Here is a 17,379-nt window from a genome sequence, read left to right as displayed (position 1 = left end):
CCTCCTCAGAAGCGGTACTTCGCCGTCAACAGGTAGTTGCGCGGATCACCGACAAAGTTGCCGCCGGTGGTGGTGATGAGGCTGTAGTAGTAATCACGGTCGAACACGTTGTTGGCGTTGACGCTGACCGTGAGGTGGTCATCGACGTCGTAGCTGGCGAACAGGTCGGTGACTGCGTAGCCGCCCTGGTCAATGCCGTCGCTGGTGTAGATGTCGCTCTGCACATGCAACCCACCGCCGACGCGCCAGCGGTTCAGGTCACCGGGCAGGCGGTAGCTGGTGGCCAGCTTGAACAGGTTCAGCGGCAAGTTGGTGGCGTAGCGATCGGCGCTGGAGGCGGTGCCGATCGGCGCGAACTGCGAGGCCTTCATGTGGCGGGCGTCGTTGTAGGTGTAGCCGGCGGACACCTGCCAGTCCGGCAGCACTTCACCGCTCACTTCGAGCTCGACGCCGCGGCTGCGCACCTCGCCGGAGGCGGCGTAGCAACCGGACGGTTGGTCAGGGCACAGGCCGCTGTCCAGTTGCATCGGCAGGTTCTCCAGGTCGATCTGGAACAGCGCGACGCTGGCGTTCAGGCGGCCGTCGAAATATTCGCCCTTGAGGCCGATCTCGTAGTTGCTGCCTTTCTGCGGATCAAGCAGGCCGCCGCTGGCCAGCGCGTAGTTCTGCGGGTTGAAGATGCGCGTCCAACTGGCATAGGCGGTGTAGGTGTCGTTGAGGTCGTAGGTGAAACCCAGGTACGGCGTGAACTCGCGGGTGGCTTTGTAGCCGTCATTGCCGGTCCAGGTGCCGGAGTGCGTGGTGACCTGGTATTCGTACCAGTCCAGCCGCCCGCCCAACGCCATCTTCAGTTGCTCGGTCAGGCTGAACCGCGCGGTGACGTAGGCGCTGGACTGGTCGATCTGGCCATCGCGGGACCAGGCCCTGACGGTTTGCGGTTTGGGCACCGCTTTGCCATCGAAGGCCAGCGGGTCGAATTCGTATTCGAATCCGAGCGGCCAGCCACCAGGGCCGTCATCGATATCCTGCTGGCGGTAACTGCCGCCGACCACCAGTTCGTGGGTGCGACCGAACAGGCTGAACGGTCCGCTGACATAGCCGTCGAGGCTGGTCTGGGTGTTTTCGTAGTGGTAGGCGCCGACGCCGAAACCCATCACCCGCGACGCTTCATCCGGGCGATAGAGGTAGGTGCCGAGCATGTCCATTTCGCTCTTCACTGCGGTGGCGGCCAGCTTGGCGGTCCAGTCGTCGGCGAAGCGGTGGGTGATGTCGGCGAAGACGCTGGTGCTCTCCTTGTCCCAGTACGACCAGCTCGGGCTCATGCGGCTGGAGCGGGAAATGTCGAGAAAGCGGCCGTCCGGCTGGGTGCCGCGACCGTTCCAGTCGGCGCCGGGGTTGTTGTCCTGGCTCCAACTGGCGCCGAGGCTCACCCGGGTGTCCTCGCTCAGGTCGGCTTCGAGCACGCCGTAGACCAGATTGCGCTGGGTTTTGTAGTCGTCGATGAACGAGTGCTTGTCCTGGAACGACACCACGGTGCGCCCGCGCAGGCTGCCGCTGCTGTTCAACGGACCGCTCAGGTCCAGCTCGGTGCGGTAGTTGTCCCAACTGCCGGCGCCGGCGGTGATGGAACCCTGGAAGGTATCGGTGGGACGCTTGCGGATCAGGTTGATCGAGCCGCCCGGCGAACCGGCGCCCTCCATCAGGCCCGCCGCGCCGCGCACCACTTCGACCCGGTCGTACATCGACAGCAGGCCGGTGGACAGGCTGCCTTCCTCGTACTGCACTGGAATGCCGTCGACCATCAGGTTGTTGAGTTGGAAGCCACGGGAGTTGAAGCGCTCGCGCTCGCCGCCCCACTTGGTGAGGGTCAGGCCCGGGGTGTATTTCACCGCGTCGCCCAAGGTGGTCATGGCCTGGTCGTCCATGCGCTGGCGCGAGACCACGCTGACCGACTGCGGCGTTTCCCGTGGCGACAAATTGAGCTTGGTGCCGCTGCTCATGCTGCCGGTGGTGTAGGAACCGGTGTTCTCGCTGGTGGCGCCGAGGCCGCTGGCGTTGACGCTGGTGGCGCCCAGTTCCACCGCGCTGCTGTTGGCGGGCGCCGGAGCGGACACCAGATAACTGCCGTCGCCAGACGTCTGGATCTTCAGCCGGGTGCCGCGCAGCAGCCGTTGCAGCGCCTGTTCCACGCTCAACTCACCGCTCAGGCCGGGCGCCTGCAGGCCCTCGGCGCTGTCGGTGGCGAACAGGATACGCGCGCCGGTCTGTCCGGCCAGGGCGTTCAGCGCCTGGTCCAGGGGTTGTGGCGGCAGGTTCACGGCGTGGCGGGCATCCTGGGCGTGCAGCGCGCAAGACAGGGTAATGCCTGCGGTGAGCAGCGACAGACGGCTCAGCCGCGAGCGGCGCGAAGATGGATTGGTGCTCATGTGACTCCCCAATGACACGATCAAAAGTGACGTTCACAGGGAATGGCGAATGAGCACCGGCACATGTTGAGGTCTGAAATGAAAAATATTCTCTTTTCCGTTAGCGAGCCTTGATCGACACGCTGCCATCGGCCGCGCGGCTGACACTGATCGGCAGGATCGACGGCAGCAGGTCCAACAGCGGTTCCACCGCGTCGCTGTCGAACTCGCCGGAAACCCGCAACTGGCCAAGCCGTGGATCGACCAGGCGAATCGGCGCCTGGCGGTAGCGTTGCAGGTCGGCGATCACCTCGCGCAGCGGCGTGCCATCGAAACGCAGCTTGCCCTGCTGCCAGGCGATGGCCCGGCCCGGGTCGATGGCGCTGAGCGACCCCGCTTGCGCAGCGCTCGCCAGCCACTGTTGCCCACCGTGGACACGGCGCGGCGCAGCGTCCTTGGCGGACACTTCCACCTCGCCTTCGATCACCGCGACCGCGACGCCGCGGCTGTCGCTGCGTACGTTGAACACCGTACCGATATCGCGCACCGCAACACCCTGGCTGCGGACGATGAACGGCTGCGGGCCGTGGACCACGGTGAAGGTGGCCTCGCCTTCCAGCAGTTCGAACTGGCGACTGCGCAGGCGATGCTCGATGCGCAGGTGGGTGGCGCTGTTGAGCCTGATCGCGCTGCCATCGGCCAATTGCACGCTGTCCCGCGTGCCCACCGGGGTGCGGAGGTCATCGCTGTACAACGCCGGATCGAGCAGCCACAAACCGCCGGCCAGCAGCAGCAACGACAGGCCGCCGCCCAGCGTTTGCTTGCGTCGGCGCTGACGCACAGTCTGCGCCTTCGCCTCGGCCAACAGGGCCTCGCGGGACGGCACACGGTTGCGCAGCGCTTGCTCGAAAGGCGCCAGCGGGTCGGCGTCCGGAATCTGTTCGGGGGGGTCGCCGGGCTTCATTTCGTCACCAGCGCCCGGCGTGCCGGTTCCCAGTCACGCACGATGGCCTGCATGGCCCGGGCGAAATGCTGGGTGACCATGTTCAGGGAAATACCCAGTTCGGCGGCGATCTCCCGTTGCGCCATGCCGTGGATGCGGTGCAGCAGAAATACCTGCCGCGCCCGCGCCGGCAGCGCGTCGATGATCGCCAGCAGGGCGTGCAGTTGCTGCTCGAAATCCAGGCTGGCGGCGCCGTCCAGGTCGTGGACATACCAGTCGGGAACGTCCGGGGTGAAGTCGATCCAGGTGTTGCGGGTGCTGTCCGCCCGACGGCGATCGATGGCCTTGTTGAAGGACACCTTGCGCAGAAAGGCGAACGGCAGCTTCACCGGTTGCTGCGGGGGCTTCTCCAGCAATTGCACGCACACCTCATGCACCACCTCGCGGGCGAACTGGGAACCCTGGAAGCGCCGCCGGATGTAAGCCACCAGGTCGTCGTAATGCAGGGCCAGCGCGCCGATCAGTTCGGGATTGGACGAGGATTTGGTCATGGCGGGAGGTGTGCGAATGAAAGTGAGTCGCATTATAGACATGGCGATTTGATTGCCAAGGACTGTTATTGCGACGACGCTGGCCTCACACCCAGAACAACTCCCCCACCAGCACCACCGCCAACACCACCATCACCCCGCCCGACAGCCGCCCCATCATCCGCGCCGCCGCCGGCCGGGTTTTCAGCGCGGCGCTCGCGCCCAACCCGACCATCGAGTACACCACCGCGCAACTGGCGGTGTAGACCAGGCCCAGCGCGGCGATCTGCACCGGCACGCTCCAGCTCGCCTGGGCACTGGTCCAGGGCGGCACGAAGGCGAGGAAAAACAACAAGCCCTTGGGGTTCAATCCGCTCACCAGCGTGCCGCGCAGAAACTGCCCGGTTCTGCTGACACCGTCCGCATCGCTGGCGCCCGCCTGTGGCACCGGCGGGTTCTGCAACAGGCCAATCCCCAGCCAGCCCAAGTACAGGGCGCCGACCACCGTCAGGCCGGTGATGAACGCCGAACTGCTGGCGCCCAGCACGGCAAAGCCGGTGGCCACCGCCAAGGTCAGGGCCAGATAGCCCACCAGCAAACCGAAGACCGCCGCCATCACGCCCCGGCCGCGCACACCGGCGGCAATCGCGTAGGCCCAGTCCGGGCCGGGAATCACCACGAAAATCATCGAAAACGCCCAGAAGGCCCATAACGTCGTGCTGCTCATTTGAACGCCCTCATCCGTGCAGGGAAAGACCCTTGATCGCCTTGTCCACGGCCTTCTTCGGCCCACGCAGGGCCAGGCCCACGAGATTCAGGTTGGCGGGGTCCTCGGCAAGGAACACTTCGCGGTTGGCGGCGTCATGGCCGGTGGAGAACATCGCGAAGACGTACGGCGACATCGTCAACTGCCGCTCCAGCCCGGCGCGGTGGGTTTTCTGCAGGCCGGCAAGATCGGCCTCGAAGATCATCATCGGTTGGCCGAACAGGTTGCCGTACTGACGGCCGTCGGCATCGACATAGGGCTGGCCCATGACCTCCGGCGCCGCCGCGGCGATGCCGGTGGAGAGGAAGGCGACCACATTCAGGCGCTGCCAGGTGGCGAGGTCATTGCGCACGACAATGGCGACTTTGGTATCGAACATCGGGAACTCCAGATCAAAGCTGAGGCGCCATGATCGGAGTGGGAGGCAGGTTCAGTCTGTAAGGTTTGTGCACTGTTTCCGATAAGCCGCCGGGGTCATGCGGAACGCCCGGCGAAACCACACGCCCAGGTGGCTCTGGTCGGCGAAGCCCACTTCGGCCGCCACCTCCACCGGCGCCATGCCCTGCGCCAGCAACGCCCGCGCCGCGCGCAGGCGCAGGCGCACCAGATAGGCGTGGGGCGATTGGCCAAAGGCTTTCTTGAATTGCCGGGTCAGGCGGAAACGGTCGACGCCGGAATAGGTCGCCAGTTCTTCCAGGCTCACGTCGTGGGCCATCTGCGCGTGGAGAAAATCCCGGGCCCGCTGCAACTCCAGCGGCGAATCGCGGCGCAGCGACGGCGCCTTCAGGTACAGATGACGGGACAGCCTGGCGAGCAACTGGTCCAGGCCTTGGTCGCGGGCCAGCCGGCCCTCGTTCTGGTGGACGGCGAGGAAGGCCTGCTGGATCGCGCCGATCAACTGCGCATCGTCGGTCAATGTGTGGTGGAACGCCGCCTGCAGCGCCGAGGCATCGCCCAGGCCAAGCCGCTCGGTCATGCCCGACACGTAGGACTGCGGCAGGTAAAGCATGGCGTAGGTGAAGCCTTCCTTCTCCGGCGCATGGCCGTCGTGAACCGCGCCGGGCTCGATCAGCATCGCCCGCCCCGGCGTGCTGACATGCAGCGAACGATTGCAACTGAACTGCTGCACGCCCTGCTGGGTGATGCCCACCAGCATCTCGTCGTGGTCGTGGGGGTCGTAGGCGTGACCCTGGAAATGCGCGTGCACACTCTCGATGCCGGTCTCCTGGTCGCGGCGCATGCGAAGCCAGTCGCTGGCGGAGGTAGTGCTTGCATCAACGCTCATAAAGACTCGTCAGGGGTTGAATGTCGGGCCGCGAGTCTGGACGATGAACATCGACCAGACCCTGTCAGAGGAAAACAAAATGGACGCAGGAAAAATCCAGCCACCAATCTATCTGGATGACCTGGCGGTTGGCGATGTTTTTGTCAGCGACCACTATCCGCTGGACGCCGAAGAGATCATCCGCTTTGCCCGTCAGTACGATCCGCAGCCCTTCCATACCGACCCGGAGGCGGCACGCGACACCTTCTTCCAGGGCCTTGCCGCCAGCGGCTGGCACACCGCGGCGCTGACCATGAAACTGCTGGTCGCCAGCTTTCCGCTGGGCCGCGGCGTGATTGGCGCCGGAGGGGAAATCAGTTGGCCCCAGGCGACCCGGCCGGGGGATGTGCTCAAGGTCACCAGCACCATTCTCGAGATCAATCCATCGCGATCGAAGCCGGACCGAGGAATGGTGCTAGTGCAATCGATCACCAGCAATCAGCGAGATGAGGTGTTGCAAAAGCTGACGTCAAAGGTGCTGTGCTTCAAAAGCTGATGCCCCACCCGCCCACCCACCTATCCCGTAGGAGCGAGCTTGCTCGCGAAAATCGCCAGCACGCACGCTTCCACGGAGCCCTCAGCACTTCAAGCCGACCTCCACCTGCCGCGCCAGATAACGCTCGCGCAACCTGTCGAACCCGAGGTTGTACAGGTAGGTGTACGGCAGCAGGAACACCAGCAAGCCCACTTCCATCAGGAACGCCTCGACCAGGCCGATGGACAACCACCACGCCGCCATCGGCACCACCGCCAGAATCAGCCCGCCTTCGAAACCGAGGGCGTGAAGCATGCGGATCAGCGGTGTGCGCTGGAAGCCGACGCGGTTCTGCAGCCGGTCGAACAGCACGTTGTACAGCATGTTCCACAGGGTCGCCGTGACCGAGATCGCCAAGGTCAACAGGCCGGCGCTCATCAGCGGTTTGTCCATCACCAGGGCGATGGTCGGCGCACACAGCAACAAGGCGAAGAATTCGAAGCCGAGCGCATGGACGATGCGCTCGGTCAGGGTCTTTTTCTGCAGCATTTCTAATCTCCCGACGTTTGAACCTGGCCAGCATATGACCTACATTTATGCACCTCAACCACCAACTTCATAACGTACGGTTGCATATATGAAACGCCTGGAATGGGACAACCTGCATGTGCTGCTGGCGGTGGTCCGCAGCGGCAACCTGAAACGCGCGGCCCAGCGCCTGCGCTTGAGCACCGCCACGCTGTCGCGGCGCCTCGATGCGCTGGAAGAACAACTCGGCGGACAACTGCTCGAACGCACCTCGACCGGCTGCTTCGCCACCGCCTTTGGCCAGCGCATCGTCGGCTGGGCGGAACAGATGGAGGGCGCGGCCAACGAAGTGCTGCGCGAAGCCGATTCGCCGGAGACCGTGGAAGGCACGGTGCGGGTCAATGCCGATGAATGGCTGTCGTTCCTGGTGACCGCCCTGCTCGCGCCGATCCGCACCCGTTACCCGCTGCTGGGCATGGAAATCCTCACCACGCCGTTCCCGGTCAACCTCACCCGGCGCGAGGCCGACCTGTCGCTGCGTTATGCCCGGCCGGACGCCACCGACCTGATCGCCGAGCCGCTGGGGGAAATCGAATTCGCCCTGTATGCCTCCAGCAGCTACGCGGCGCAGAAGCGCGAGGCACTGGCGGAGCGCAACTGGGCCGAGCTGGATTTCGTCGGCCTGGATGAATCACGGATGGACCAGACCATGGAAGCCTGGTGGGAACGTCTGGACGGCGCGCCGGCGCCGTGGCTGCGCTGCAATCACACCTTGGGGATCTACGACTGCGTGATTGCCGGTGGCGGCATCGGCATCGTGGAAAAACGCACCGCCCGCCTGACCCCCAGTCTGGAACTGGTGATGGATGTGCCCGAGCTGAACCGCGAAGTCTGGCTGTGCACCCACCGTTCGATGCGCGAAAGTGCGCGGATCAAGTCAGTGCGGGACTTCCTCGTCGAGACCTGGCCGCATCAGGAAGGGGTCGGGCTGTGTGGTAATCCGTTTGCGCCGCCGGCCACTGCGAGCTGAGCAGGTCGTTGATTTACCGCATGCACTTACGGCGCTCTCGCGGGAGCTGGCGCTGCAACGGTTGTGTCCTCGTTGCGACCGCCCACCAACCAGCCACGGGGCCACAGGCCGAAGGCGCGGGGCGGCCTGTATTTGGTGGCGGCGTCGATATCCTCGAAATCGCGGGTTTTGACCAGGGGCGGATTGCCAAGGTACAAGCGGCCGTAGAGATCCTGCTGCAGTGTCTCGCTCATTCTGAATGCTCCTCTTCCACGGGATGCCTGAAACGAGCCCGCTCGGCTCAGTGCTCTCGCCTCGGCGAAACCGGTGACGCAGCGACGCCCCGCCCCACCGCCACCCAGCAGACGCCTCCGAGTAACAGTCCCAGCAGTCCGTAGAGGCTCCAGCCAAGCGTGAAGCCGACGCTGGAAATCAAGGAGGCGCCCCCCCCCACCGAGACCATTCTGGCGAGCGCCAGCAGGACGGGAATGAGCGAAAAGAGGCGTACTTTCCAAGACGTCATAAATAGAGGCTCATTAGGCCGAAGAACGGTAAAAAAGATCTTCCCCGCCGTGATAACGGCCTACCTGTGCCCCGCCATCACCACCCATGACGCCACGGCACAAATGATGTGCCGCCCGCCCGGATACCCCGCCCGCCTCACGTGCCGCAGAGTAGACGCCACGAACCGCAGCGCCCGAGCGCTGCACCGGGGCCATAACCACAACGTCCAGCCCCTCGCGCCCAACGCCTCCACAAAAACCAGAACCCCGGCGACGGCTTGCTGCACCTCTCGCGATCCAACCCGGAGAACCACTATGCGCACCACCTCGAGCACGGGATTGCACCCCGGCATCCTCACCCTCGCCATCACCGCTTTCGCCATCGGCGTGGCGGAATTCATCATCGTCGGCATCCTGCCGTCGATCTCGGCAGCCTTCGATATTTCCCTGGCCAGCGCCGGCAGCCTGGTGGGGCTCTACGCCCTGGCGCTGGCGATCGGCACGCCATTCATCGTCATCGGCCTTGGCCGCTTCCCCCGCAAGACGGTGCTGTTGAGCCTGATCGCGGTGTTCCTGGCCGGCAACCTGGTGTCGGCCCTGGCGCCCAATTACCCGGTGCTGCTGTTCGGCCGGATCATCACCGCCCTGGCCCACGGCAGCTTCTTCGCCATCGGCGCTACCGTGGCCGCCAGCCTGGCCCGGGAAGGCCAGGCCAGCAAGGCGATCGCGGCGATGTTCGCCGGCCTGACCCTGGCGATGGTGATTGGTGTCCCGCTGGGCAGCTACCTCGGTAACGCCCTGGGCTGGCGCCTGCCGTTCTACGCCGTGGCGCTGCTGGCCTTGCTGGCCCTGCTCGCCACTGCCGCCTGGCTGCCCCGGCAACCGGCCGGCAACGCCGGCAATGCCCTGGGCCAACTGGCCGCGCTGGGCAGTCCGGCGATCTGGGCGATGATGCTGGTCACCGTGCTCGGCTTCGGCGCCAGCTTCTCGGCTTTCACCTTCATCACCCCGATCCTCACCGACATCACCGGCTTCTCGGCCACCGGCGCCAGCGCCCTGTTGCTGGTGTTCGGCGTGGCGACCATGCTCGGCAACCTGCTGGGCGGCCGGATGTCCGACAGCCTCGGCTGGGAACGCAGCCTCCGCCTGTTGTTCGTGGCACTGGCGCTGACCCTGGTGGCGCTGGCCCTGGCGCTGCCGTACAAGTCGCTGATGGTGGTGACGGTGTTCATCTGGGGCGTGGTCGCCTTCGGCATGACCCCGGCGTTCCAGACCGGCATGCTTTCCACCGCCCGCCTGCACACACCGGGCGCCGTGGACTTCGCCTCGGGGCTGAACATTTCCGCGTTCAACCTCGGTATCACCCTGGGTGAACGGGCCGGCAGCCTGCTGGTGGAAAGCGGCCAACTGGCCCTCACGCCCTGGGCCGGGGTCGCCGCCGCGCTGCTGGTGCACCTGCCGCTGGCGTGGCTGCTGTGGCGCCGCCGCCAGGTCAGCCTGCAGGCCTGCTGATCAGAGAATGCTGCGAATGGTCCCGCCCTCGACACGCATGGCCATGCCGTTGAGGGCCGGCGACGCGGCCAGGTGCAGCACGCTGCGGGCCACTTCCTCGGGCTCGATCATGCGGCGGATCAGCGAGGTGGGTTCGGTCTGGTCGAAGTAGTCGGCCACCACCTGCTGCGGGCTGATGCCCTTTTCCTCGGCGATTTCCGCGTGATAGTGCTTCACCGCGTCGGTGCTGGTCGGCCCCGGCAGGATGCTGTTGACCCGCACCGCCGTGCCCTTGGTCAGTTCGGCCAAGGCACGGGAAACACCGAGCAGGCAGGATTTCATCGCCCCGTAGTGAACCATCCACGGCTGCGGCTTGACCCCCGACTCGCTGCTGATGAACACGATCGAGCCCTCGCCCGCCGCCAGCATGTCGGCCATCAACAGGCGGCTCATGCGCACCGCGGTCATGACGTTGACGTCGAAATAGCGAAACCACTGGGCATCGTCAGTCTCGAAGAAATCCCGCACCTCGAAGATGCCGACGCAGTTGATCAGGTAGTCCACCCGGCCCTGGCGCCGGGCGAAGTCGGCCAGGTCGTCGGCGACACCCGGCTGGGTCAGGTCGCCGGCCATGCCGGCGCAGTTCGGGCCGAGTTCCCGGCAGGCCTGGCCGACCTGATCCTCGGTCAGGCCGCTGATCACCACCCTGGCGCCTTCAGCGAGAAAGCACTGGGCGATCGCCCTGCCGATGCCGGTGGCACCGCCGGTGATCAGGACGTTCTTGCCGGTCAGTTGGTAATCCATGGTGTCGCGCCTCTTGTCGTTGTTATCGGCACGAATCTATTACGGATCGACACACCGGGCGTATTCACTTCCCGCGTAAACAGAATTCGCCAAAAACCGCTACGACTTGACCTCACAACTGTTGTTCCCGGTCAGTGGCTGGTGGGAAAGGTGGCGGATTTCTACCCTAGCGTCGCGCTCAACGCGCTTCCTTCCACTCTCAAACAAGAAAGGTCTTCGATGAAAATCTTCATTACCGGCGCCTCCGGCTACATCGGCGGTTCCGTTGCCAAGTACCTGGCCGATGCCGGGCACGAGGTCACCGGCCTGATTCGCGACCCCGCCAAGCGTGATGCCCTGCAGGCACTGGGCATCCGCCCGGTGCTCGGCACCCTGGACGACGCCTTTATCCTCACCCGCGAGGCGCAGGCCGCCGACGCCGTGGTGCACACCGCCGACTCCGACCACCTCGCCAGCGTCGAGACCTTCATCAACGCCCTGCGCGGCAGCGGCAAGGCGTTCATCCACACCTCCGGTTCCAGCGTGGTCGGCGACGATGCCCGTGGCGCCTATGAACGCGAGGCGATCTTCACCGACGAGACGCCGTTCGAGCCCATGGACATCCGCCGCGACCGCGTGGCGATCAACCAACAAGTCCGCCGCGCCGGCGTGGAAGACGGCATTCGCGCCGTGGTGTTCTGCCCCACCATGATCTACGGCGACGCCCTCGGCCTGCCGACCGCCAGCGACCAACTGCCGAAACTGCTGGCGAAATCACGCCAGTTCGGCGCGGGTGCGTACCTTGGGGCTGGCGTGCATCGCTGGTCCAACGTGCATATCGAAGACCTCGCCGAGCTGTACCGGTTGGCGGTGGAAAAAGCGCCGTCGGCGTCGTTGTTCTTTGCCGAGAACGGTGAGGCGTCGTTTATCGAGATCGCCACGTCGATCAGCCATGCGCTGGGCTGCGAAGGCCGAATCGAAAGCTGGCCGGCGGATGACGCCATTGCCGAACTGGGCGACTGGGCACGCTTCGCCATTGGCTCCAACAGCCGGGTGCGGGCGGTGAATGCCCGGCAATTGCTGGGCTGGCAGCCGCGGCGGGAGTCGATTCACCAGTGGCTGCGCAGTACCGAGGTGCTTTGGTAGGGTCACCGCGTCCTTGAGATCGAGCGCCGCATGTGCGGCGCTCAATTTCAAGGGCAACGGGGCCACGCCGACCTCACTTCCACCAATACTCCACCTGCACCCCGAAATTCCCGCCATGCAGCGCGCTGCCAAATGCCCCGCTGTCGGACAGCGCCGAGCCCGCCGCGATCTGGCTGGCCGCCCGTTGCGCCGCTTCGTTCCACTGCGCCCAGGTGTAATACAGACGAACCTCCGGCCGCTTCCAGAAGCCCGGGCCCTTGGGTGACCAGGCCGGTGCCACGGTGAATTTGGTCAGGGTGCGGGTGCCGCCCGGGGCGTCGATCTGGTCGCGGCCCAGTTCGGTGATCAGCTTGAACTGCTCGCTCAGCGCATACACCGGGCGCACACCCAGGGACAGCCAGTTCTGGTCGTCACCCCGCGGGCGCTTGTCCTGCTGGTAGACCACCTGGAACTGCCCGCCAAAACGCGGCTTCACTTGCCAGTCGAAATACTCCACCACCCGCCAGCTCTGGTTGTCGCGGTCCAGGGTCGGGTCGCCGGTATAGCCCAGCGCGGTGCCCGGTCCGCGGCCGTATTGCACGGCGAAGGTGTTGAGGCCGCCGAGAAAACCCTTTTGCTTGTGCTGCAGCGCCACCGACCAACCGGTATGGCCGTCGTGGCTGTCGGGGCGTTGCAGGTAGCTCAGGCCCAGTTCGATCTCGCCGCCCGGATTGCTCTGGAAGCCGCCGACATTTATGTCATGCCGGTTGATATAGGGTTCCTGAAACAGGTTGTCCTTGCGCGAGAACACGTAGCTGTATTTCAGGTCGCCGATGCCCACGTCATCGAAGCCGAAGCCGGTGGCGCTCTGGTTCCAGTAGAAGTAGTCGGAGATATGGATGTCGTTGCGTCGGTAGTAGCGGCGCCCGGCCCAGAACGAGCCGCCATTCAGGGCCGGCATGTCGCGCCATTGCGCGTACAACTGGACCATCCGCGAGTAGCCATGCTCGCCACGAAACTGCAGGTCGTGGCCATAGGCGTTGAACAACTGGGCCATGCCTTCGACGCCGAGGGTCGAGCCGTCGCCGGGCTTGATCAGGTCCTGGGCCAGTTGCAGTTCGGCAAGCTGCTCGCATTCGTTGCCCAGGCGGTATTTGGACGGCGCCCCGGGCAATTGGAAGCAGCGTTGCGGGCCACCGCCGTCGGCGCCGCCAATGCCGCTGCGCAGGTAGCCGGTGAATTCCAGGGCGCTGGCCGGCACGGGCATCAGCAGGCTGGCCAGGGTCGCACCGGCCAGCAGGTTCAGGGAAATACGCTTCATGGTTTTGCTCCGCTCGTTGTTGTCGTTGTTGTGCGGGCGATCGGAAACAGCGGGCGACAGCCATCCCTGGCGAGCGCGCGGGAAACAGGCGCACTCACCCGCCGCCAGAACGCGGCGCGAGTCGTTTGCTGTGGGGTTGTCGCGAGAAGCGTCAGCCGCCGGGGCGGCGGCAATCAGGGTGGGTCAGGTTCATGCTTGCTCTCTGATTATTGTTGTCGGGCAAGAGATCCGGAGGGGGCGGGACAAGCCAGTGGCCTGCCCCGCCGAGGCTCAGTCGATCAGTTCACGGGCCACGCTTTCGATGCCTTCGGCATCCAGGCGGTAATGGCGGTAGAGGTGAGTCGGCGGCGCGATCAGGCTGTACTCGTCGTAGATCCCGTGGCGGCGGACGCGGGTGCCGATGCCGGCTTCGGCGATCACCTCGCAGACCGCGCCCCCCAGGCCGCCGAGGATGTTGTGCTCTTCGACGGTGAGGATCGCCCGGCTTTCCCGCGCCACGCGCAACACCGCCTCGACGTCCAGCGGCTTGACCGTGGTCATGTCCAGCACACCCACCGAGCGGCCCTGGGCGTTGAGCGCGCGCGCGGCCTGCAACGCGGGGTGCACGGTGGAACCGGTGGCGATGATGGTCAGTTCCTCGCCCGTCAGCAGTGCGGTGGCCTTGCCAAATTCGAATAGCGGCTCTTGTTCGTAGACCACCGGATCCCGCCCGCGCTGGATGCGGAAGTAGATCGGCTGCGGATGATGGGCCGAGGCCTTGATCGCCGCCTTCAACTGGTTGGCATCGGCCGGGGCGACGATGGTGATGTCGGCGATCGCGCGCATGATCGCCAGGTCCTCGGTGGCGTGGTGCGAGGTGCCATAGAAGCCCAGCGAGATGCCGGCGTGGTGGCCGATCAGGCGCACCGGCAGCGCCGAGTAGGCGACGTCCATGCGGATCTGTTCGCAGCACAGCAGCGGCAGGAACGAAGCGAAGGTCGCGATAAACGGCTTCATGCCCACCGCGGCCATGCCGGCGGCGCAAGACACCATGTTCTGCTCGGAGATGCCGAACTGCACGAAGCGCTCCGGGCAGTGTTCGGCGAATTTCGCCAGGCCGTTGGAGTACTGCAGGTCGGCGGTGCCGGCGACCACCGGCTCGCCCTGCTCGACCAGTTCGAGCAAAGCGTCGGACAGCGCGTCGAGGCCCGGCGTCTGGGTGTTGAGGGCGCGGTACTGCCAGGAGTTCGCGGACAGGGGTGCAGTGTTCATGTTCAGATCACCTTGCTCTTGATTTCATCGATGGCGCGCTGGGCGTCTTCCGGGTCGAGGTAGCCCAGGTGCCAGCCCGGCTCGGTCTCCATATACGAGACGCCCTTGCCCTTGAGCGTCTGGGCGATGATGCACACCGGCCGCTCGCGGTTGCGCTCGGCCTTGATCCGCCGCAACAGCGGCGTCAGCTCGGCGAGGTTGTGGCCGTCGACGTCGTACACGTCCCAGCCGAAGGCGCGCCATTTGTCCGCTAGCGGCTCGATGCCGATCACGTCGTCGACGCTGCCATCGAGCTGGAAGCCGTTGCGGTCGACGATCGCCACCAGGCTGCCGACCTTGTGGTGGGACGCCGCCATCGCCGCCTCCCACACCTGGCCTTCCTGCATCTCGCCGTCACCGAGCATGACGAAGGTGGTGAAGTCCTGGCCGAGCATGCGCCCGGCCATGGCCATGCCCAGCCCGCCCGACAGGGCGTGGCCGATGGAGCCGGAGGAGAAGTCCACGCCCGGCACTTTGCGCATGTCCGGGTGATCGCCCAGCGGATTGCCCAGGCGGGTGTAGCCGTCGAGGATCTCCCGGGCGAAGAAGCCCCACTCCACCAGCACCGGGAACAGGCCCACGGCGGCGTGGCCCTTGCCCATCATGAAGCGGTCGCGCCCGGCCCATTTCGGCTCGCCATGCCGCAGCGACATCACGTCGTAATACAGCGCGGCAAACAGCTCGGCCGCGGAAAACACCGAGGTGTAGTGGCCGACCTTGGCGATCTCGATGAGGCGTATGGTTTCCAGCCGGATGAACTGCGCCTTGTCGCGAAGCCGCGCCAGTTCGGCGGGCGTCAGGGCGAAGTCAGCGGCGTGCTTTGAATCGACTGTCAGGGTCATTTTCCACCTGTGGATCAGTAGTCTTTCGGGGACAGCGCTCAGGCGCCGACGGCCAGCGCGGCGTCGAGCCGGGGCTGCATGAAGCGGCTCAGTTGCGGCATCACATCGCGGGCGGTGAGTTCCATGGAACGGCGCCACAGGGCCTCGTTGTCCCACTCGTGGAAGGTGGTCATCAGGGTGCCGAACGGGCCGGTCTGCTCGCTGAAGGCGACCAGTTGCTGGACCACGCTGTCGGCATTGCCGTAGATCACCATTTCGCGGATGCAGTGATCGACGGTGACTTCGGCGTCGGTCATGTCCGGGCGGGTCTTGAAGATCTGCATGTAGTTGTTGCTGGCGAGGTTGTCGATCATGTAATCGAAGTAGCGCCGCAGGGTGCAGTTCGGGTCGGCCAGGTAGTCCTCGGCCTGGGCCTGGGAGTCAGCGACGAACACCGAGCGCGCCACCCGCCAGTTGCGCGGGTCGGCCTGGTGCCCGGCGGCCTCGGCGCCCTGGCGGTAGGCCTGCCAGTGCGAGGCGACGGTGGCCGTCGGGTTGAAGTTGGCCGACATCAGGTCCCAGTCGCGGCTGCCGGCCAGCTTGGCGGTGCCGGAGAACGGGCTCATGGCGGTAGTCGCCACCCGCGGGAACGGCTGCTGGAACGGCTTGGGCATGTAGCCGATTTCCAGTTCGTGGTTGACCGTGTTGACCAGCGAGACGTCGAAGAACTCACCGGCGAACTGGTACGGCGCGTCGCTGCCCCAGATGCGCTGGATCATCTCGTAGCACTCGACCATCATCCGCCCGCGGTCCTTGCCGTTGCTGCCGTAGACCTCGAAGTCCGAGGCCAGGCCGCCAGGGCCGATGCCCATGAGGAAACGGCCACGGCTCATGTGGTCGAACATCGCCGCGTCGGCGGCAATTCGCGCCGGGTGGTGGTGCGGCAGGTTGAGCACGCCGGTGCACAGCTTGATGCGCTGGGTCAGCGGGATCAGCGCGGAGAGGAATTGCAGCGCGTTGGTGATCGGCTCGGTGCGCTGGGAGGTGTGCTCGCCAACCCAGACTTCGTCGTAACCGACCTTGTCCGCATGCACGACGCAGGCGATGTCCTGGTCGTACATCTCATGGTAGTCCCAGCCCTTGTGGTGCAAGGGCTGCATGAACATTGCGAGTTTCATCGTGGTTCTCCTTACAAGTGGCTATCAGGCGATAGCGGGCCACGGTGCCCACGCGGGCACCCTGGCGATAGGTCGGGCGATCAACTGCCGTGAAGCAGCCAGCCGCCGTCGACCGTGATGTCGGTGCCGGTGATGTAGGACGCCAGCGGCGAGGCCAGGAACAGCGCCACGTTGGCGATCTCGAACGGCTCGCCGGGGCGGCCCAGCGGGATGTTTTCCAGCACCCGGTTCTGCTGGTGCTGGCGGAACAGCTCAGGTTCCAGGTTGCCCGGCGTCGCGGTCAGCCCCGGCGAAATCGAGTTGACCCGGATGCCGTCGCGGCTGAGGTCCTTGGCCAGGCTGCGGGTCATCGCCAGGATCGCGCCCTTGCTGGTGTCGTAGGTGACGTGGTTGGCCATCGGCCGGTGGCCGCACACCGAGGACAGGTTGACGATGCTGCCGCCACGGCCGTGGCGGAGCATCTGCGCGCGGGCGCACTGGGCGCCGAAGAAGGCCGCGCGGGTGTTGATCGCCTGCATGCGGTCCCAGAAATCCTCGTCCACCGCCGCGACCGGCCTGAGCGGATAGATCCCGGCGTTGTTCACCCAGATATCCAGGCCGCCCTGCCCTCCCGCCTCGGCCGCCAACCGTTCGATCTGCTCGCGGCGCGACACGTCGGTGGCGACGAAACTCACCGCCAGGCCTTCGTCGAGCAATTCGTCGGTGCGCTCGCGGGCCAGGCTGCCAATCACCACGCGGGCGCCGGCCTGGGCCAGCCGGCGGCTGATGTCCAGGCCGATGCCGGAGCTGCCGCCGGTGACCACCGCGACCTTGCCGCGCAAGTCCAACAGGGCCTCGAACGGTGTTTCGTCCAGGTGCCGGTATTCGATGGTTTGCATGGAAAACCT

The 17,379-nt window shown here is 65.6% G+C and carries 18 protein-coding genes; 4 read left to right on the top strand and 14 right to left on the bottom strand.

Going from position 1 to position 17,379, the window contains the following annotated elements; translation table 11 throughout:
• Positions 1-5: 5 nt before the first annotated feature.
• From CKW37_RS29745 to CKW37_RS29720, 6 genes are all read right to left on the bottom strand, one after another.
• Positions 6-2,426: a TonB-dependent siderophore receptor gene (locus CKW37_RS29745; RefSeq protein WP_095159677.1), complete on the bottom strand. Its 2,421-nt coding sequence runs from the start codon at positions 2,424-2,426 to the stop codon at positions 6-8.
• Positions 2,427-2,526: 100 nt separating this feature from the next.
• Complete coding sequence (locus CKW37_RS29740) at positions 2,527-3,369, bottom strand: FecR family protein (protein WP_177454497.1); 843 nt, start codon at positions 3,367-3,369, stop codon at positions 2,527-2,529.
• Positions 3,366-3,899, bottom strand: coding sequence for an RNA polymerase sigma factor (locus tag CKW37_RS29735; RefSeq protein ID WP_095159676.1), 534 nt, complete (start codon positions 3,897-3,899; stop codon positions 3,366-3,368). The genes CKW37_RS29740 and CKW37_RS29735 overlap by 4 nt, the downstream gene beginning before the upstream one ends.
• Before the next feature lie 85 nt (positions 3,900-3,984).
• The gene (locus tag CKW37_RS29730; RefSeq protein WP_095159675.1) at positions 3,985-4,605 is read right to left on the bottom strand and encodes a LysE family translocator; all 621 of its coding nucleotides are present in this window, start codon (positions 4,603-4,605) and stop codon (positions 3,985-3,987) included.
• 10 nt (positions 4,606-4,615) lie between these two features.
• A complete protein-coding gene (locus CKW37_RS29725) occupies positions 4,616-5,023 on the bottom strand; it encodes a DUF2000 family protein (RefSeq protein ID WP_095159674.1) in 408 nt (135 codons plus the stop codon).
• Positions 5,024-5,074: 51 nt separating this feature from the next.
• The gene (locus CKW37_RS29720) at positions 5,075-5,929 is read right to left on the bottom strand and encodes an AraC family transcriptional regulator (RefSeq protein WP_095159673.1); all 855 of its coding nucleotides are present in this window, start codon (positions 5,927-5,929) and stop codon (positions 5,075-5,077) included.
• Between the two features lie 43 nt (positions 5,930-5,972).
• Here CKW37_RS29720 and CKW37_RS29715 point away from each other — a divergent pair, with 43 nt between their 5' ends.
• A complete protein-coding gene (locus CKW37_RS29715; protein WP_218241403.1) occupies positions 5,973-6,464 on the top strand; it encodes a MaoC family dehydratase in 492 nt (163 codons plus the stop codon).
• Positions 6,465-6,545: 81 nt separating this feature from the next.
• On the opposite strand, the gene CKW37_RS29710 is transcribed toward CKW37_RS29715, so the two are convergent.
• Positions 6,546-6,992 carry a multidrug/biocide efflux PACE transporter gene (locus tag CKW37_RS29710; RefSeq protein ID WP_095159672.1) on the bottom strand — a complete coding sequence of 149 codons (447 nt, stop codon included), beginning with the start codon at positions 6,990-6,992 and terminating at the stop codon, positions 6,546-6,548.
• 88 nt (positions 6,993-7,080) lie between these two features.
• Here CKW37_RS29710 and CKW37_RS29705 point away from each other — a divergent pair, with 88 nt between their 5' ends.
• On the top strand, positions 7,081-8,001 hold the full coding sequence (locus tag CKW37_RS29705) for a LysR family transcriptional regulator (RefSeq protein WP_095159671.1): 921 nt from the start codon (positions 7,081-7,083) through the stop codon (positions 7,999-8,001).
• A gap of 26 nt (positions 8,002-8,027) precedes the next feature.
• Here CKW37_RS29705 and CKW37_RS29700 read toward each other — a convergent pair whose 3' ends face one another.
• Complete coding sequence (locus CKW37_RS29700; protein WP_095159670.1) at positions 8,028-8,234, bottom strand: hypothetical protein; 207 nt, start codon at positions 8,232-8,234, stop codon at positions 8,028-8,030.
• A 564-nt stretch (positions 8,235-8,798) separates the two neighbouring features.
• Between CKW37_RS29700 and CKW37_RS29685 the strand changes: the two genes are divergently transcribed.
• Complete coding sequence (locus CKW37_RS29685; protein WP_095159668.1) at positions 8,799-9,995, top strand: MFS transporter; 1,197 nt, start codon at positions 8,799-8,801, stop codon at positions 9,993-9,995.
• Here the strand turns inward: CKW37_RS29685 and CKW37_RS29680 are convergent, their stop codons facing one another.
• Positions 9,996-10,778, bottom strand: coding sequence for an SDR family NAD(P)-dependent oxidoreductase (locus CKW37_RS29680; protein ID WP_095159667.1), 783 nt, complete (start codon positions 10,776-10,778; stop codon positions 9,996-9,998).
• 219 nt (positions 10,779-10,997) lie between these two features.
• On the opposite strand from CKW37_RS29680, the gene CKW37_RS29675 reads away from it, so the two are divergent.
• Positions 10,998-11,903, top strand: a complete 906-nt coding sequence (locus tag CKW37_RS29675; protein ID WP_095159666.1) for an NAD-dependent epimerase/dehydratase family protein — start codon at positions 10,998-11,000, stop codon at positions 11,901-11,903.
• A gap of 73 nt (positions 11,904-11,976) precedes the next feature.
• Here the strand turns inward: CKW37_RS29675 and CKW37_RS29670 are convergent, their stop codons facing one another.
• From CKW37_RS29670 to CKW37_RS29650, 5 genes are all read right to left on the bottom strand, one after another.
• Positions 11,977-13,149, bottom strand: coding sequence for a maltoporin (locus CKW37_RS29670; protein WP_371864350.1), 1,173 nt, complete (start codon positions 13,147-13,149; stop codon positions 11,977-11,979).
• A 324-nt stretch (positions 13,150-13,473) separates the two neighbouring features.
• Positions 13,474-14,454, bottom strand: a complete 981-nt coding sequence (locus CKW37_RS29665) for a transketolase family protein (RefSeq protein WP_095159664.1) — start codon at positions 14,452-14,454, stop codon at positions 13,474-13,476.
• Positions 14,455-14,456: 2 nt separating this feature from the next.
• Positions 14,457-15,335, bottom strand: a complete 879-nt coding sequence (locus tag CKW37_RS29660; RefSeq protein ID WP_095159663.1) for a transketolase — start codon at positions 15,333-15,335, stop codon at positions 14,457-14,459.
• Positions 15,336-15,373: 38 nt separating this feature from the next.
• The gene (locus tag CKW37_RS29655; RefSeq protein WP_095159662.1) at positions 15,374-16,492 is read right to left on the bottom strand and encodes an LLM class flavin-dependent oxidoreductase; all 1,119 of its coding nucleotides are present in this window, start codon (positions 16,490-16,492) and stop codon (positions 15,374-15,376) included.
• 80 nt (positions 16,493-16,572) lie between these two features.
• Positions 16,573-17,370 (bottom strand): SDR family NAD(P)-dependent oxidoreductase, encoded by a 798-nt coding sequence (locus tag CKW37_RS29650; protein ID WP_095159661.1) that lies wholly within the window; start codon positions 17,368-17,370, stop codon positions 16,573-16,575.
• Between the last annotated feature and the right edge of the window lie 9 nt (positions 17,371-17,379).

The sequence above is a fragment of the Pseudomonas sp. Irchel 3E13 genome, assembly GCF_900187455.1.
Lineage (GTDB): Bacteria > Pseudomonadota > Gammaproteobacteria > Pseudomonadales > Pseudomonadaceae > Aquipseudomonas.
The sequence above is the reverse complement of the archived record's forward strand: the minus strand, read 5'-3'. Positions and strand labels throughout refer to the sequence as shown.

What these genes read in the sequence shown, in the direction of transcription:
- CKW37_RS29745 (WP_095159677.1), bottom strand. Translation starts at nt 2,426, where the DNA reads ATGAGCACCAATCCATCTTCGCGCCGCTCGCGGCTGAGCCGTCTGTCG.
- CKW37_RS29740 (WP_177454497.1), bottom strand. Translation starts at nt 3,369, where the DNA reads ATGAAGCCCGGCGACCCCCCCGAACAGATTCCGGACGCCGACCCGCTG.
- CKW37_RS29735 (WP_095159676.1), bottom strand. Translation starts at nt 3,899, where the DNA reads ATGACCAAATCCTCGTCCAATCCCGAACTGATCGGCGCGCTGGCCCTG.
- CKW37_RS29730 (WP_095159675.1), bottom strand. Translation starts at nt 4,605, where the DNA reads ATGAGCAGCACGACGTTATGGGCCTTCTGGGCGTTTTCGATGATTTTC.
- CKW37_RS29725 (WP_095159674.1), bottom strand. Translation starts at nt 5,023, where the DNA reads ATGTTCGATACCAAAGTCGCCATTGTCGTGCGCAATGACCTCGCCACC.
- CKW37_RS29720 (WP_095159673.1), bottom strand. Translation starts at nt 5,929, where the DNA reads ATGAGCGTTGATGCAAGCACTACCTCCGCCAGCGACTGGCTTCGCATG.
- CKW37_RS29715 (WP_218241403.1), top strand. Translation starts at nt 5,973, where the DNA reads ATGAACATCGACCAGACCCTGTCAGAGGAAAACAAAATGGACGCAGGA.
- CKW37_RS29710 (WP_095159672.1), bottom strand. Translation starts at nt 6,992, where the DNA reads ATGCTGCAGAAAAAGACCCTGACCGAGCGCATCGTCCATGCGCTCGGC.
- CKW37_RS29705 (WP_095159671.1), top strand. Translation starts at nt 7,081, where the DNA reads ATGAAACGCCTGGAATGGGACAACCTGCATGTGCTGCTGGCGGTGGTC.
- CKW37_RS29700 (WP_095159670.1), bottom strand. Translation starts at nt 8,234, where the DNA reads ATGAGCGAGACACTGCAGCAGGATCTCTACGGCCGCTTGTACCTTGGC.
- CKW37_RS29685 (WP_095159668.1), top strand. Translation starts at nt 8,799, where the DNA reads ATGCGCACCACCTCGAGCACGGGATTGCACCCCGGCATCCTCACCCTC.
- CKW37_RS29680 (WP_095159667.1), bottom strand. Translation starts at nt 10,778, where the DNA reads ATGGATTACCAACTGACCGGCAAGAACGTCCTGATCACCGGCGGTGCC.
- CKW37_RS29675 (WP_095159666.1), top strand. Translation starts at nt 10,998, where the DNA reads ATGAAAATCTTCATTACCGGCGCCTCCGGCTACATCGGCGGTTCCGTT.
- CKW37_RS29670 (WP_371864350.1), bottom strand. Translation starts at nt 13,149, where the DNA reads ATGCCCGTGCCGGCCAGCGCCCTGGAATTCACCGGCTACCTGCGCAGC.
- CKW37_RS29665 (WP_095159664.1), bottom strand. Translation starts at nt 14,454, where the DNA reads ATGAACACTGCACCCCTGTCCGCGAACTCCTGGCAGTACCGCGCCCTC.
- CKW37_RS29660 (WP_095159663.1), bottom strand. Translation starts at nt 15,335, where the DNA reads ATGACCCTGACAGTCGATTCAAAGCACGCCGCTGACTTCGCCCTGACG.
- CKW37_RS29655 (WP_095159662.1), bottom strand. Translation starts at nt 16,492, where the DNA reads ATGAAACTCGCAATGTTCATGCAGCCCTTGCACCACAAGGGCTGGGAC.
- CKW37_RS29650 (WP_095159661.1), bottom strand. Translation starts at nt 17,370, where the DNA reads ATGCAAACCATCGAATACCGGCACCTGGACGAAACACCGTTCGAGGCC.